A 14,464-nucleotide genomic window follows, 5' to 3' on the forward strand; every position below is an offset into this window, starting at 1 on the left:
CAAACTTCGTTTGCGCTGACGCGACAGGCGGACCTTCGGTCCGCCGAAAGCGGGGAGAGGGTTAGGGTGAGGGGGACGCACAGCGAGGATTCTCGGAAGGGCACGCAATGCATCCCCCTCACCCCGACCCTCTCCCCGGGGGGGAGAGGGGGGATAGCGCCCGTTTTTCCCGCTGACCGTTGCCCGCGACACCCGCTCGTTATAGGAATGACAGCCTATGCCCGTGCGGAGTCCCCATGCCCCCCGTTGCCCGGTTTCCCACCCCGTTCACCGCTCCACGCCGCATGACGATGGCGGCGTTGAACAGTTGAACAGGGCCCGGAAAACCGTTTCACGGTGTTTCAAACGTTCCATCCACCCCCGCGAAACAGGGGCGCCAACCTCAGAACTGTTCCTCGCTCAGCGCCATCACCGTGTTGCGGGCGCTGGCGATGGTCGGCAGCAGGGCGGGGGCGGTCGCCAGAACCTGCTCTGCGTAGAAGCGCGCGACGATCAGCTTGGTCTCCAGGAAGGAGGCGTTGGCGCCGGGCTGGCGCATGCCCTCCATCGCCTTCATCGCCGAGCGGGCGAGCATCCAGCCGCCGGCCACCGTCCCCCACAGCTTCAGATACGCCACAGCGCCGGCGGCCGCACCCTGCATGTCGCCCTCCACCTGGGTCGCCACCATCCAGTCGATGGCCTTGTCCAGCGCGTCCAGCCCGGCCGACAGCTCGGTCCGGATCACCGCGAGGTCGTCGCCGGGGGCCGCACCCAACTCCTCCACCGTCGCCCGCATGTCGGCGACGAAGGCTCTCGCCGCCACGCCCTTGTCGCGGCCGGTCTTGCGGAAGGTCAGGTCGTTGCCGTGGATGCCGTTGGTGCCCTCATAGATCGGGGTGATGCGGGCGTCGCGGTAATGCTGGGCCGCACCCGTCTCCTCGATGAAGCCCATGCCGCCATGGATCTGCACGCCGGTGGACGCCACCTCGCAGCCGATGTCGGTGGACCATGCCTTGACGATGGGGGTCAGCACGTCGACCCGCGCCGTGGCCGCGGCGCGCACCACCGGATCCTCGTGGTGGCGGGAGATGTCCAGCTGCGTGCCGGCATAGAGCGCCAGCGCACGGGCGGCCTCGGTCTTGGCGCGCATGTCCAGCAGCATGCGGCGCACGTCCGGATGCTTGATGATGGCGACGCCGGAGCCCTTGGGATCGGCCAGATCCTTGCTCTGGACGCGGCCCTTGGCATAGTCGCGGGCCTGCTGGTAAGCGCGCTCGGCGATCGCCACGCCCTGGATGCCGACGCCGAGCCGGGCGTTGTTCATCATCGTGAACATGTATTCGATGCCGCGGTTCTCCTCGCCGACGAGGTAGCCGATGGCCCCGCCGTCGTCGCCATAGGCCATCACCGCGGTCGGGCTGGCCATGATGCCCAGCTTGTGCTCCAGGCTGGCGCAGCGCAGGTCGTTGCGCTGGCCGGGGGTACCGTCGGGATTGGGCAGGAACTTCGGCACGATGAACAGGCTGATGCCCTTGATGCCGGCCGGGGCGTCGGGCAGGCGGGCCAGCACCAGATGGACGATGTTCTCCGTCAGGTCATGCTCGCCATAGGTGATGAAGATCTTCTGGCCGGTGATGCGATAGCTGCCGTCGTCGGCCCGCACCGCCTTGGTCCGCACCGCGGCGAGGTCGCTGCCCGCCTGCGGTTCGGTCAGGTTCATCGTCCCGGTCCATTCGCCGGAGATCATCCGGGACAGATAGACCGCCTTCTGCTCGTCGCTCGCATGCTCGGTCAGCAGATCCACCGCGCCCTGGGTCAGCAGCGGGCACAGGCCGAAGGACAGGTTGGCGGCCTGCCACATCTCGTTCACCGCGAAGGCGACGGTCCAGGGCAAGCCCTGACCGCCGTATTCCGGCTCGAAGGGCAGGCTGTTCCAGCCGGCCTCGGTGAACTGGCCGTAGGCCTCCTTCCAGCCGGTGGCGGTGCGGACGACGCCGTTCTCCAGCTTCGCGCCTTCCTTGTCGCCCACCCGGTTCAGCGGGGCGAGCACGCCGGAGGCGAATTTGCCGGCTTCCTCCAGGATGGCATCGACCAGATCGGGGGCGGCGCTGTCGCAATGGGGCAGGGCGGCGATGGCGTCGAGGCCCACCACCTCGTTCAGGACGAAGCGCAGATCGTCGACCGGAGCGGTGTAGGTCATGGCGGGGCAATTCTCCCAGGGCGGATTTGTAGGGGGCGGATTGTTTTGTTTACCTATACGTTAACATACAGCATCGAATGGCGCTTGGCGAGAGGGCGGGATGCCGCGCTGAATCTCCCTCTCCCCAGGGGGAGAGGGGACCTTGAGGCTAGGCCCGCCGCGCCGCCGCATCAAGTCCCCGCCCGGCTGGCACGATGTCTGCATGGGAGTGTCCGCCTCCCACCGGGGCCTTCACACGGGGATCGACCCATGACCTACGCTTCCGCCCTCGGCAATCCCAGCGACACCGCCGCCCAGCAGGCCCGCGCATCCCGCGGCCCGGCCAATGTGGAGGCCGCCGTTCGCAATGCCAGCGCCCGGACAGGGGTCGATTTTTCCTACCTCATGGAAAAAGCTGCCGTGGAGAGCGGCTATCGCACGGACATTAAGTCCTCCTCCTCCTCGGCGACGGGGCTCTACCAGTTCATCGACAGCACATGGTTGCAGACGATGAAGGAGCATGGCGCCGACCACGGCTACGGCAAATACGCCAGCGCCATCCAGACCCGCGGCGACGGTCGTCCCTATGTCGCCGATCCGGAGATGAAGAGGGAGATCCTGGAACTGCGCAAGGATCCCACCGCCTCGGCCCTGATGGCGGCGGAATACACCCGCGGCAACAAGGAGTATCTGGAGGAGACGGTGGACGGCAAGATCGGCTCGACCGAGCTGTACATGGCGCATTTCCTGGGAGCCGGCGGCGCGTCGAAGTTCCTGAACGCGATGCAGGAGAATCCCGGCCGCACCGCCCGCGACGTCTTCCCCGACGCGGCGGCGGCCAACAAGAACGTCTTCTACGACAAGGCCACCGGCAAGGCGAAGTCGCTGAAGGAGATCTACGACCGCTTCGCCACCAAGTTCTCGGAGAACCCGCTGGCCAACTTCGCCCCGGCCCAGGCGGCGACCGACGCCGTGCGCAAGCAGGACATGCCGGACGGCTTCACCACCCAGGTGCCGATGGCCCCGGCCAAGTCGCTGAACGGCACGCCGCTGTCGATCTACCAGGTGCTGGCGCTGAACGCGCTGGAGACGCCGGACGAGGTCGACAGCATCAGCGGCCGCCCGGCCCGCCTGCGCGACAAGGAGAACCGCCGCATGCGCGAGGAGCCGGTGCGGACCGACCAGACCGCCGGCAACGGCGTCGCCATGGGCTTCGGGCTGGGGCTTGGCCGGATCGTCGGGTCCGAATCGTCGACGCCGGTCGCCGCCGCAACCGCGGGCGCCGCCGGCAAGGATGCCGTGACCAAGGCGGCTTGAGCGGGGCGGCAGCAAGCGGAGCGGGGCAAAATGCCCTACGCTGGCGCTTTGACTTGAGGGACGGATGGGTGCAAGGTCGCGCCGTTTTTTGGCGCTCACCCCTCAGGACCGATCATGAGCAACCAGCAGCCCGCCGTCACCTTCGAGGAAATCCGCGCGCTCGTGCGCAACCTGCCCGGCCCCGACCTGGAGGCCGGCACCGCGGCCCTCCAGCGCGAACGGCAGCTGACCAAGCCGGCGGGCTCGCTCGGCCGGCTGGAGGAGATTGCGCAGTGGATGGCGACCTGGCAGGGCCAGCACCCGGCCGAGGTTCGCCGCCCGCGCGTCGCCGTCTTCGCCGGCAACCATGGCGTGGCCGCCCGCGGCGTCTCGGCCTTCCCGGCCGAGGTGACGGTGCAGATGGTCGCCAACTTCCAGAATGGCGGCGCCGCGGTCAACCAGCTCTGCGAGGTGGCCGACGCCGACCTGCGCGTCTACGAACTGGACCTGGAGAACCCGACCGCCGACTTCACCCAGGGCCCGGCCATGGGTGAGGAGGAATGCTGCCGCACCATGGCCTACGGCATGATGGCGGTGGAGATGGGCGTCCAGCTGCTGGCGCTGGGCGAGATGGGGATCGCCAACTCGACCTCGGCGGCGGCGATGTGCCTCGCCATGTTCGGCGGCGAGGCGGCCGACTGGACCGGCCGCGGCACCGGCATCGACGACGCCGGCCTTGCCCGCAAGATCGCCGCGGTGGAGGCCGGCGTCGCCGCCAACCCGCAGGCCAAGGACGACCCGTTCGAGGCGTTGCGCTGCCTGGGCGGCTACGAGTTCGCCGCCATCGCCGGCGCCATCCTGGCCGCCCGCGTCGCCCGCGTGCCGGTGCTGCTCGACGGCTTCGCCTGCACCGCCGCCGCCGCCGTGCTCTACAAGGCCGACCGCCGCGCGCTCGACCACTGCATGGTTTCCCACCGCTCGGTCGAGCCGGGCCACACCCGTCTGATGCAGGCCATCGGCAAGGAGCCGCTGCTCGATCTCGGCATGCGCCTCGGAGAGGGCTCCGGTGCGGCGCTGGCGATCAACATCGTGAGGTCCGCCGTCGCCTGCCACTCCGGCATGGCGACCTTCGCCGACGCGGGCGTTGCCACGCAGGGGTGATGGGGGGTGTGGGGGCGTTGGATTCCGTAAGTTCTATTGCCCCCTCCCTGACCCTCCCCCGCTTCGCGGGAGAGGGGGAGGGATGGGGAGGGGGCAAGACCGATGGCAAATCAGCAGAGCCTCACAGCATCCCGTCCGCCAGATCGCTGATCGCCGCCGACAGGAACAAATCCAGCATCACCAGCGCCGCCGCGGCCAACCCCGACAGAGACAGGGCGGTGCGCAGGACGAACCACTGGTAGGTCAGCATCGCCATCATCACGCCGAAGACCAGCGCTTCGGACATCCCGGACGGCAGCAGGCCGCTGGCCGACAGGACGATAGCCGGCAGGTAAATCGCCATCTGAACCACGGCCGACCAGTTGTAGGCTGTCAACGCGCCGGGATAGAGCTGCTCCTTGCCCATCAGCGCCGAAATGCGGAACAGGGCGAGCGGGAAGGCCGTCCAGCTGACGACGTAGGCGATGCCCTCCACCGTCACCAGTTGCAGCACCGGCGTGCCGTCAATCTGATCCCACAGCCGGATCGCCAGCAGCAGCGCATAGGCGGGCAGCACCACCAGCGCCGCGTAGAAGGAATTCAGCGCTCCCTCGGGCGTGCGGTCGAAGAACTCCATCCCCGTCCGGTCGAAGCGGGCCAGCCGCCAGGCGCCGGTCAGCGCGGACAGGATGGCGGGGGTGGTCAGCGGCATCATGGCGTCCCGGTTGGAAGACTCACCCGGCAAGGCGCGTGAACACGCCCTTCAGGATGGCCTCGTAGATGTCCGTCAGCCGGCGGAGATCCTCCACCGGACAATATTCGTCGACCTTGTGCATGGTCTGGCCGACCAGCCCGAACTCCACCACCGGGCAGACATTCTTGATGAAGCGTGCGTCCGACGTGCCGCCGGTGGTCGAGTATTCCGGACGGCGCCCGGTCACGCCCTCCACCGCCTCGGCCACCAGCTCGGTCAGCGGGCCGGGCGGGGTGACGAAGCTGTCGCCGGAGCAGTAGACCTCCAGCTCATAGGCACCGCCGATGGCGTCGAAGGTGCGGCGCAGCCACGCCTCGATGCCGGCCGGGGTGTGGGCGTCGTTGAAGCGGATGTTGAAGGTCGCCTTTCCCTGCGCCGGGATGACGTTGGTCGCCGCGTTGTCGACGTCGATGGTGGTCAGCGCCAGGGTGGAGGGCTGGAAATGCGCCGTCCCCTCGTCCATCGGGTGTTCGGTGATGGCGGCCAGCATGCGGACCAGCCGCGGCAGCGGGTTGTCCGCCAGATGCGGATAGGCGACGTGGCCCTGCGCGCCGAACACGGTCAGGAAGCCGGTCAGGCTGCCGCGCCGGCCGATCTTGATCATGTCGCCCAGCGCCTTGGGGTTGGTCGGCTCCCCCACCACGCAGGCGTCGATGCGCTCGCCGCGCTCGGCCATCCAGTCCAGCACCTTGCGGGTGCCGTTGATCGCCACCCCTTCCTCGTCGCCGGTGATCAGCAGGCTGATGGAGCCGGCGGGCGGGCCGTCCTGCAGCCGGCGGGACACGGCGGCGACGAAGGCGGCGATGGCGCCCTTCATGTCGACCGCACCGCGGCCGAACAGGCGTCCGCCCATCACCTCGCCGGCGAAGGGATCGACCGTCCAGCCCTTGTCCCCCGGCGGGACCACGTCGGTGTGGCCGGCAAAACAGAAGTTGAGGCCTTCGGTGCCGAGCCGGGCGTAGAGATTCTCCACCGGCTCGGTCCCCTCCTGCTGGAAGCGCAGGCGGTGGCAGGTGAAGCCCATCGGCGCCAGCGCCGCCTCCAGCACGCCCAGCGCGCCGTCGTCGCGCGGCGTGACGCTGGGGCAGCGGATGAGATCCTGGGCGAGGGCAACGGGGTCGATGGTCATGAGGCTCTTTTCCAACCGGCCCGGCCTCCGCCGGTCGTCATCCCCGCGAAGGCGGGGATCCAGGTGCAGGGGCCGGAGTGCTGTATGCGAAGCCTGGACCCCCGCCTTCGCGGGGGTGACGGTGGAACGGCTGCCAGATCAATCCCGCAGCAGGTCGTTGATGGCCGTCTTCGACCGGGTCTTCTCGTCGACGCGCTTGATGATGACGCAGCAGTACAGGCTCGGGCCGGGCGTACCGTCCGGCAGCGGCTTGCCGGGCAGCGAGCCGGGGACGACGACCGAATAGGCCGGGACGCGGCCCATGAAGACCTCGCCGGTGTGGCGGTCGATGATCTTGGTCGAGGCGCCGATGTAGCAGCCCATGGAGATGACCGCGCCTTCCTCGACGATCACGCCCTCGACGATCTCCGAACGCGCGCCGATGAAGCAGTTGTCTTCAATGATGACCGGGTCGGCCTGCAAGGGTTCCAGCACGCCGCCGATGCCGACGCCGCCCGACAGGTGGACGTTCTTGCCGATCTGGGCGCAGGAGCCGACGGTGACCCAGGTGTCGACCATGGTGCCGCTGTCGACGTAGGCGCCGACATTGACGAAGCTGGGCATCAGAATGACGCCGGGGGCGACATAGGACGACTTGCGGGCGATGGCGCCGGGCAGGGCGCGGAAGCCGGCGTTCTGGAACTGGCCTTCGCTCCAGTTCTCGAACTTCGGCGGCACCTTGTCGTACCAGGAAGAACCGCCGGGGCCGCCGGGGATCATCTCGTTGGCGTTCAGGCGGAAGGACAGCAGCACCGCCTTCTTCAGCCACTGGTTGACCTTCCAGCCGTCAGCGGTCTTCTCCGCGACGCGCAGGTCGCCGGCATCCAGCGCGTCGAGCGCCGCGTTCACGGCGTCGCGGACGGAACCGGTGGTGGCGGTGGTGAGATCGGCCCGGTTTTCCCAGGCGGCGTCGATGGTGGCCTGCAGGCTGGCGTGGCTCATGGCGCGGTCGTTCTGCTGTCGATTGTCCAAGGGACGGCACCATGGAGCCGCATCGCGCCCGCTGTCAACCATACCCGCGGCCGACAATAGCCTGTTTGCGACAGAGTCCTTAGGGGCCCGCCACCGCGGCCAGCCAGGACGGCAGGTCGTCCACGGTGTGGTCGATGTGGACCCCGGCGCCGACGCCGGCCTTCTCGTATTCCTGCTCGCCGCGGACCCAGACCGTGGTCATGCCCAGCGCGTGCGCGGGGGCGAGGTTGCGGGCGATGTCCTCCACCATGCAGGCGTCGGCGGGGTTGACGCCGTGGCGCTCCACCAGGGTGGCATAGGGGCGGGGGTCGGGCTTCGGCACATAGCCTGCCGCGGTGATGTCGAACACCGCCTCGAACCTGTCGATGATGCCGAGCCGGCCGGCGACGTTCTCCGCATGGCGGACCGAGCCGTTGGTGTAGATGATCTTGCGGCCGGGAAGCCGGTCGAGCGCGTCCGCGAGCTGGGCAGAGGGCTGGACACCGGTGACGTCGATGTCGTGGACATAATCCATGTAGGCCACCGGATCGACGTCATGCTCGCTCATCAGGCCGCGCAGCGTGGTGCCGTAGTCGCGGAAGAACTGCTTCTGCCGCACCCTGGCCTCGTCCATGCCGATGTTGAAATGCGCGGCGATGAACTCGTTGATGCGGAGGTCGACCTGGGCGAACAGGTTGCAGGACGCCGGGTAGAGCGTGTTGTCGAGATCGAAGATCCACACCGCGCGGTCCCGCAGCGCGGAGGGGAGCTTGGTGATGGGGGCGGGCGCCGGTGCGGCGGGAGAGGTCGGGGCGGTCATTCCCGAAGAATGGGGCCGACGCCGGCCGGCCGCAAGCCGCTTCACAAGGTCGCAGCCGCCACCTGTCCTATTTGCGGGCCAAGGCAATGCGGAGTCCTCCGCCTCGTTGGTTGATTGAAGATTAACCCCTAAAGGGGTAGCATGAACCGGACTCTGCAACGGTTTGCAGCCTAAGGTTTTTCGCCCCGCCCGCTTCGTGGATTGCCCATCTGGGATCGCCGTGGACCTGCTCCTGACCACCGGTACCTCCGCCGCCCCTTCCGCCGCCACCGGCGGCCAGACCGGCCCCGTGACGCTGGTCGCGCTGTATCCCGGCCCGGCCCTGCGGCTGGATTCCGCCCTGGCCGTCGCCGAAGCCAATGCGGAGGCGGAGGACATGATGGACAGCGATCCGCGCTGGCTGCCCGATCTCCGCGGCTGGCTCTCTGCGTCCAGCGTGGCGCCGGGCCTGCGGTCGGTGCCGGTGGAGTCGCTGCGCGGGATCATGATCGTCGAATGGGCCGGCGTGCCGCTGCCGGACGGCGGCTTCCTCCTGCTGGGACGCGACGACACGCTGGAACGGCAGCTGCGCCACACGCTGACCGAGTCGCGCCGACGCTACAAGGATCTGGTGGAGGTCTCCTCCGACTTCGCGTGGGAGACGGGTCCCGACGGCACCTTCGTCTTCGTCAGCCACAAGGGCGCCCTGGGATATCCGGCCGACGCGCTGATCGGCCGCGATCCGCGCAGCCTCGCGCTGGAAGAGACGGAAGACCTGCCGATGCCCTTCGACTGCCGCCGCCCGGTCGATCAGACCGAGCTTTGGCTGAAGGGCGCCGACGGCACGCCGGCCTGCATCGTCGCCTCCGCCCTGCCGCTGTTCGGGCCGCAGGGCGACTGGATCGGCGCCCGCGGCGTCTGCCGCGACGTGACGGAGCAGGTGCTGCGTTCCAACGAACTCGCGCGCATCCGGAACCGCGAAAGGCTGCTGGGCCACATCGTCCACACCCTGCGCGACCGTCTCGACGCCGCGGAGGCGCTGGCCGTGGCCGCGACGGAGACGGCGCGGGCGCTCAGCGCCGACGGCTGCCGCATCTACCGGGCGGAAGAGGGCAGCGGGGAGGGCGGTCGCGTCGCCCTGTCGCTGGTGGCGGAGTTCGGGGCCGAACTGCCGGAGGTCGGCACTGCATTGCTCGACCGCATCGCCAACGGCAAGGGGCTGGTGGCCGACCGGCTGGGCGACATTCAACTGATCGGCGAGCGGACGGAATACCGGCAGGCGGTGAACGGCGCGCTGCTGGTCTGGCGCGCCGGCGATTCGGAGCCGTGGGACGACGACGACCGGCAGCTGATGTCGGGCGTGGCCGACCATATCGGCATCGCCCATGCCCATCTCGCCTACCAGGAGCGGCTGCGCCGCCTGTCGGAGCGCGACGGGCTGACCGGCCTGTTCAACCGCCGCACCTTCTTCGAACGGCTGGAGGAGTCGATCTCGCGGCCGGACAGCGGCCCGTCGGCCCTGCTCTATGTCGACCTCGACAACTTCAAGGCGGTCAACGACCTGCACGGCCACCAGCAGGGCGATACGGTGCTGAAGGCCATCGGCACGCTGCTGACCACCGGGGTGCGGCCGGGCGACCTGCCGGGCCGGCTGGGCGGCGACGAGTTCGTGCTGTGGCTGGGCCGCACCGACGAGGCGAAGGCCCGCATCGTCGCCGAACGGCTGCTTAAGGGCATGCGCGAGCTTGCCCACCTGTCGGCCAGTCCTGAGAAGCCGTTGGGCCTGTCGATCGGCATCGCCGTCCACGCCCCCGGCCGCGGCGAGACGGTGCGGGAGTTGACCGACCGCGCCGACGCCGCCATGTACGACGCCAAGAAGAGCGGCAAGGGCCATTACGCCCTGGCCCCCGCCTATCAGGCGTCCGCTTCCGTAGAGTCATCTTCCGACTTTTCCGCCGCGGAGCCCGCATCGTGACCCCGCCTGCCACCCAGCGACCCGAAACGCTCGATCCCGCCGATTACGAATCCGCAAAGCGGATGGTGCAGAGCGAGGATCCGGCGGTCCGCCGGAAGGTCGCCGAGCATCCCAAGACCCGCCCGGAGCTTTTGTATTTCCTTGCCGCCGACGCCGCGGCGGAGGTGCGGCGCGCCATCGCCACCAATGCCGGCACCCCGCGTCAGGCCGATCTGCTGCTGGCCAAGGACCGCGAGGTCATGGTGCGTCAGGCGGTGGCGCGGAAGATCGCCCGCCTGTTGCCCGAACTGTCGGCCGATCAGGCGATCCAGATCGAGCGGCTGACCGTGGAATGCCTGGAGACGCTCGCCCGCGATCAGGCGACGGAGGTGCGCGGCATCCTGGCCGAAGCGCTGAAGGATCTGCCCAACGCCCCGCACGGCGTGATCAACCGGCTGGCCCGCGACGTGGAACTGTCGGTCTGCGGCCCGGTCCTGCAGCATTCGCCGATCCTCACCGAAGAGGATCTGACCGATATCATCATGAAGGGGCCGGTGCGTGGCGCGATGACCGCCATCGCCAGCCGGCAGAACGTCACGGCGTCGGTCGCCGACGCCATCGCGCGGTCGGATGACGAGGCGGCGGTGACGGCGCTGCTCGGCAACCCGTCGGCCCAGATCCGGGAGGAGACGCTCGACCGCATCCTCGACCAGGCGCCGCAGCACGAGCCCTGGCATTCACCGCTGGTCCGCCGTCCGCGTCTGCCCGCCCGTGCGGTGGCGCGTCTGGCCAGCTTCGTCGCCGACAATCTGCTGAAGGTTCTCCAGGACCGCGACGACCTCGACCCCGCCGCGGCGCGCGGTCTGGTGGAGGCGGTGCGCCAGCGGGTGGGGCAGGCGGCCGGCGCCGCGCCCGGCCTGCCGCTCGGCCCCGTGGATTTCGGTGAGGAGGCGGTCGGTGGTGCCGCCGCCGGACCGGAAAAGCCGGTGGAACGCCCCAGCGACAAGGCGGCACGCCTGAACAAGGAAGGCAAGCTGACAGAGAAGCTGATCGAAGGATCGATGGTGGAGGGCGACCGCGGCTTCGTCATGGCGGCGCTGGCGGAGCTGTCGCAGATCGAGTTGGCGGTGGTTGACCGCATCGTCGCCACCCATGCGCCGCGCGCCGTCACCGCACTGGTGTGGCGTGCCGGCCTCACCATGCGTTTCGCCCGGCAGGTCCAGTTGCGGCTCGCCCAAATTCCGCCGAAAACGGCGCTTAATGCTCGCGACGGCACGCACTATCCGATGACCGATGAAGAGATGCGCTGGCAGCTCGAATTCTTCGGCGTCGAGGCGAAGGCGTGACGTTCCGTTCCCTTTCCGGTTCTTCCTGGCATGCGTGTCGCTTTCCTCGCCTTTTTCGTCATCCTGATTGCCGCTGCCACCAGCTTCGCCGCCCCGCCGCGCGAAACGCCGGAGGAGCGGGCGGTCGCCGCGACCTTTGATGCTGCCCGAACGGCGCTGACCGAACAGCGGGGATCGGCGGTGATTCCGCTGCTCACCCGCAATTCGGTCAAGACGCTGGAGTCGGTGCGAGACGCCGCCCGCCAGCCCGGCGAGGCGCCGCTGCAGCGGCTGGAGCCGGCGGAGCGTTTTGCCGCCATGGGGCTGCGCCGCTATCTCGGCCCGTCGGACCTGCGCCGCATGTCGGTCGGCGACATCGCCAACCATGCGCTGAAGGCCGGTTGGCTCGGACCCAACGTCATCTCCCGCAGTTCGCTGGGGCCGGTACGGGTGAAGGGTGACCGCGCCTCGGGCCTGCTGATGGTGGACAACCGGCCGGCGCTGGTCCCCGCCGACTTCGTGCGCGAAGGCGGGGCGTGGCGAATCGACCTCGCCAGCGTCTTCACCTTCGGCAGCCAGATGCTGAAGGGCTTCGCCGCCATGTCCGGCAAGGACGAGACCGCCTATATCGACGATCTGCTCAACAGGTTGCCGGCCAAGCCCGGGGCCACGACGTTCCGCTGAGGCGGAAAAGGAACTACCCCGTCCCGCCGCGTCCATCCGCGCGATTGCGGGATTCCCAGTCGTTGCGTAGACTCGCGCCCGCTTCCACCATGTGTTGGCGCTGACGATGACCGCACCGGCGATGACCGCACCGGAAGACTCCAGTCCTTCAGCCGCCTCCGGCCGCACCGTGCCCTGCGGCGCCCGTTTCCGTGCCGCCGTGCTGGACCTGGCGGCCATGCGCGGCGTCGGGGTGACGGTGCTCACCGCCGCCGCCCTGCTGCTGGCTCCGGAGGGCGGCGTCGACCCCGGTCCGCACGATGCCGGCGGGCAGGCGGTGCTGGAGGTGGGGAGCGCCGCCTCGTCCGATGCCGCGTCCGACGCCGCGATCCGCAAGGCGCTGGCTGCGGCGCTGGCGCTGGCCGATCCCGGCGCCCGCATCCTTCCGGGCGAGGATGTCCGCCGGCTGGAAGCTGCGGTCGAGACGCTGGGATATCGCAACAAGACGCTCGCCCATGCGCTGCAGCGCCTGTCCTTCCAGCCGCTGGACGGCCGCATCACCGAGGTGCGCGACGCGGCCCAACTGTTCGGCTTCGTCAATGAATGGTGTTTCGACGAGGATCAGGTGCGGCGGCGTTTCCGCGAACTGGCGCCGGTCTACCACCCGGATACCGGGATCGTCGCCTGCCGCGAGCGGATGGGCCAGTTGATCGACGCCCGCAACCTGCTGGTCCACCATGTCCGCAGCGTCTACGGTTCCGGCGACTGGATGGCGAAGCGCGGCGGACCTTCGGCGTGACCTGACCTCAGCCCGCCAGCCCGATCGCCTCCTCGACGATTGCCTGGTCCAGCGTGGCGCCGTCCAGCACCGCGCCGGTCAGGTCGGCCCCGGTCAGGTCGGCTTCGCTCAGATCGGCCCCGGTCAGGTCGGCACCCGCCAGATTGGCCCCGGCCAGGTTGGCCTTGCGCAGGTCGGCGTTGCAGAGCAGCGCCATGCCCAGCCGGGCGCGCTGCAGGTTGGCGCGCCAGATGTGGCCGCTCATCGTCTGGATATGGACGGGGCCGAGCTGGACGCCGGTCAGGTTGGCGCCGGTCAGGGTCGCCCGCTCGAAATTCACGCCGCGCAGATCGGCGTTCGACAGGTCGGCCTTGCGCATGTCGGCCAGCGACAGATCGGCTATCGCCATCGCCGCACCGGTCAGCGTGGCGCCGCGCAGCGCGATGCATTGCAGGATGGCCGCGGACAGGTTGATGCCGTCCAGCTTCCGCCCCGACAGGTCGAGCGCCGACAGGTCGGCGCGCTTGCCGGCCTTGCCGCCGCTGTCGATCCAGGACAGATGCTCCACCAGGATGTCGCGCAGATCGTCGTCCGGATTTTCCAGCGTCTTCGCCAGAACCGCCGCCTGGATGTTGGGGGAGCGCAGCTGGGCCGCGTCCAGGATGGCGCCGATCAGGGTGGCGCCGCTGAAATTGGTGCGATTGATGGCGCAGCCCGTCATCACCGCTCCCGACAGCCGGGCACCCGACAGGTTCGCCTCCGTCAGGTCGGCGTCGGTCAGGTCGCAACCGGTCAGGTTGGAGCCGGTCAGGTTGGCGCGCATGAACTTCGTGCCGCGCAGGATGGCGTCGGTCAGGTCGGTCTGCATGACGAAGGCGTTGGCGATCTTCGCCCGCGACAGGTCGGCGCCGCGGATGGTCGCCGCCGTCAGCTCCGACGTCAGGACGCTGTCCTCATACTGGTGGGAGAACATCTCGCCGCTGGAATCGTAGTGCAGCAGGGTGCCGTCGCGCAGGTCGACCTCGACCAATGTGGCTTCGCTCAGAACCGCGCCGCGCAGGCAGGCGCCGCGCAGATCGGCCCGGCGCAGGTCAGCCTTCTCCAGGTTGGCCAGCCGCAGGTCGGCGGCATAGAGGTTGGCGTTGGCAAGGTTGGCGCCGGTCAGCCGCGCGCTGAACAGCTTGGCGCCCGACAGGTCGGCGTCCGACAGGTCGATGCCCGAAAGGTCGAGATGCGACAGGTCGCGCATCTTCAGATTGGCGCGCACGCCGCCCGGCTGGCTCTTGCGGAAAGCCTGGTGCCGCAACAGGATCGCGTTGAGCTGGCTCTGGGTCAGCTTGGTTCGCGGGCCGTTGGAACCAAAGCCCTGGGCGGACGACATCGCCGGGATACCTTCTCTATTTGGTTACTCATAATCCGAAGGAGTCGCCAAAAATTCGTTAAAGTGCGAAGATTTGTGACAAGTGTCGGACGGATAA

General features: G+C 69.0%; 12 protein-coding genes. 6 read left to right on the forward strand and 6 right to left on the reverse strand.

Annotation, left to right across the window (positions count from 1 at the left end; translation table 11 throughout):
• Positions 1–382 precede the first annotated feature (382 nt).
• Positions 383–2,179 carry an acyl-CoA dehydrogenase gene (locus VD964_RS07350; protein WP_324867084.1) on the reverse strand — a complete coding sequence of 599 codons (1,797 nt, stop codon included), beginning with the start codon at positions 2,177–2,179 and terminating at the stop codon, positions 383–385.
• 249 nt (positions 2,180–2,428) lie between these two features.
• Between VD964_RS07350 and VD964_RS07355 the strand changes: the two genes are divergently transcribed.
• Together VD964_RS07355 and cobT are read left to right on the forward strand one after the other, a co-directional pair.
• Positions 2,429–3,475: a hypothetical protein gene (locus tag VD964_RS07355; RefSeq protein ID WP_324867086.1), complete on the forward strand. Its 1,047-nt coding sequence runs from the start codon at positions 2,429–2,431 to the stop codon at positions 3,473–3,475.
• A gap of 114 nt (positions 3,476–3,589) precedes the next feature.
• A complete protein-coding gene (gene cobT, locus VD964_RS07360) occupies positions 3,590–4,615 on the forward strand; it encodes a nicotinate-nucleotide--dimethylbenzimidazole phosphoribosyltransferase (RefSeq protein ID WP_324867088.1) in 1,026 nt (341 codons plus the stop codon).
• Positions 4,616–4,736: 121 nt separating this feature from the next.
• On the opposite strand, the gene VD964_RS07365 is transcribed toward cobT, so the two are convergent.
• From VD964_RS07365 to VD964_RS07380, 4 genes are all read right to left on the reverse strand, one after another.
• Positions 4,737–5,309, reverse strand: coding sequence for a hypothetical protein (locus VD964_RS07365; RefSeq protein ID WP_324867090.1), 573 nt, complete (start codon positions 5,307–5,309; stop codon positions 4,737–4,739).
• A 19-nt stretch (positions 5,310–5,328) separates the two neighbouring features.
• The gene (gene dapE / locus VD964_RS07370; RefSeq protein WP_324867092.1) at positions 5,329–6,477 is read right to left on the reverse strand and encodes a succinyl-diaminopimelate desuccinylase; all 1,149 of its coding nucleotides are present in this window, start codon (positions 6,475–6,477) and stop codon (positions 5,329–5,331) included.
• A gap of 138 nt (positions 6,478–6,615) precedes the next feature.
• The gene (dapD, locus tag VD964_RS07375) at positions 6,616–7,458 is read right to left on the reverse strand and encodes a 2,3,4,5-tetrahydropyridine-2,6-dicarboxylate N-succinyltransferase (protein ID WP_324867094.1); all 843 of its coding nucleotides are present in this window, start codon (positions 7,456–7,458) and stop codon (positions 6,616–6,618) included.
• A 109-nt stretch (positions 7,459–7,567) separates the two neighbouring features.
• Positions 7,568–8,287, reverse strand: coding sequence for a pyrimidine 5'-nucleotidase (locus tag VD964_RS07380; RefSeq protein ID WP_324867096.1), 720 nt, complete (start codon positions 8,285–8,287; stop codon positions 7,568–7,570).
• 220 nt (positions 8,288–8,507) lie between these two features.
• Between VD964_RS07380 and VD964_RS07385 the strand changes: the two genes are divergently transcribed.
• The 4 genes from VD964_RS07385 (at position 8,508) to VD964_RS07400 (ending at position 13,007) form a co-directional block, all read left to right on the forward strand.
• On the forward strand, positions 8,508–10,241 hold the full coding sequence (locus tag VD964_RS07385; protein WP_324867098.1) for a sensor domain-containing diguanylate cyclase: 1,734 nt from the start codon (positions 8,508–8,510) through the stop codon (positions 10,239–10,241).
• Positions 10,238–11,566: a DUF2336 domain-containing protein gene (locus VD964_RS07390; protein WP_324867100.1), complete on the forward strand. Its 1,329-nt coding sequence runs from the start codon at positions 10,238–10,240 to the stop codon at positions 11,564–11,566. The genes VD964_RS07385 and VD964_RS07390 overlap by 4 nt, the downstream gene beginning before the upstream one ends.
• Positions 11,567–11,596: 30 nt before the next feature.
• On the forward strand, positions 11,597–12,229 hold the full coding sequence (locus tag VD964_RS07395; protein ID WP_324867102.1) for a hypothetical protein: 633 nt from the start codon (positions 11,597–11,599) through the stop codon (positions 12,227–12,229).
• Between the two features lie 106 nt (positions 12,230–12,335).
• Positions 12,336–13,007 (forward strand): hypothetical protein, encoded by a 672-nt coding sequence (locus VD964_RS07400; RefSeq protein WP_324867104.1) that lies wholly within the window; start codon positions 12,336–12,338, stop codon positions 13,005–13,007.
• Between the two features lie 7 nt (positions 13,008–13,014).
• On the opposite strand, the gene VD964_RS07405 is transcribed toward VD964_RS07400, so the two are convergent.
• The gene (locus VD964_RS07405; RefSeq protein ID WP_324867105.1) at positions 13,015–14,367 is read right to left on the reverse strand and encodes a pentapeptide repeat-containing protein; all 1,353 of its coding nucleotides are present in this window, start codon (positions 14,365–14,367) and stop codon (positions 13,015–13,017) included.
• Positions 14,368–14,464 lie beyond the last annotated feature (97 nt).

It is taken from the genome of Azospirillum sp. (assembly GCF_035628975.1).
GTDB lineage: Bacteria > Pseudomonadota > Alphaproteobacteria > Azospirillales > Azospirillaceae > Azospirillum.

Bases quoted from the DNA above. Each gene is read 5' to 3' on its own strand.
- VD964_RS07350 (WP_324867084.1), bottom strand. From the start codon at position 2,179: ATGACCTACACCGCTCCGGTCGACGATCTGCGCTTCGTCCTGAACGAG.
- VD964_RS07355 (WP_324867086.1), top strand. From the start codon at position 2,429: ATGACCTACGCTTCCGCCCTCGGCAATCCCAGCGACACCGCCGCCCAG.
- cobT (WP_324867088.1), top strand. From the start codon at position 3,590: ATGAGCAACCAGCAGCCCGCCGTCACCTTCGAGGAAATCCGCGCGCTC.
- VD964_RS07365 (WP_324867090.1), bottom strand. From the start codon at position 5,309: ATGATGCCGCTGACCACCCCCGCCATCCTGTCCGCGCTGACCGGCGCC.
- dapE (WP_324867092.1), bottom strand. From the start codon at position 6,477: ATGACCATCGACCCCGTTGCCCTCGCCCAGGATCTCATCCGCTGCCCC.
- dapD (WP_324867094.1), bottom strand. From the start codon at position 7,458: ATGAGCCACGCCAGCCTGCAGGCCACCATCGACGCCGCCTGGGAAAAC.
- VD964_RS07380 (WP_324867096.1), bottom strand. From the start codon at position 8,287: ATGACCGCCCCGACCTCTCCCGCCGCACCGGCGCCCGCCCCCATCACC.
- VD964_RS07395 (WP_324867102.1), top strand. From the start codon at position 11,597: ATGCGTGTCGCTTTCCTCGCCTTTTTCGTCATCCTGATTGCCGCTGCC.
- VD964_RS07400 (WP_324867104.1), top strand. From the start codon at position 12,336: ATGACCGCACCGGCGATGACCGCACCGGAAGACTCCAGTCCTTCAGCC.
- VD964_RS07405 (WP_324867105.1), bottom strand. From the start codon at position 14,367: ATGTCGTCCGCCCAGGGCTTTGGTTCCAACGGCCCGCGAACCAAGCTG.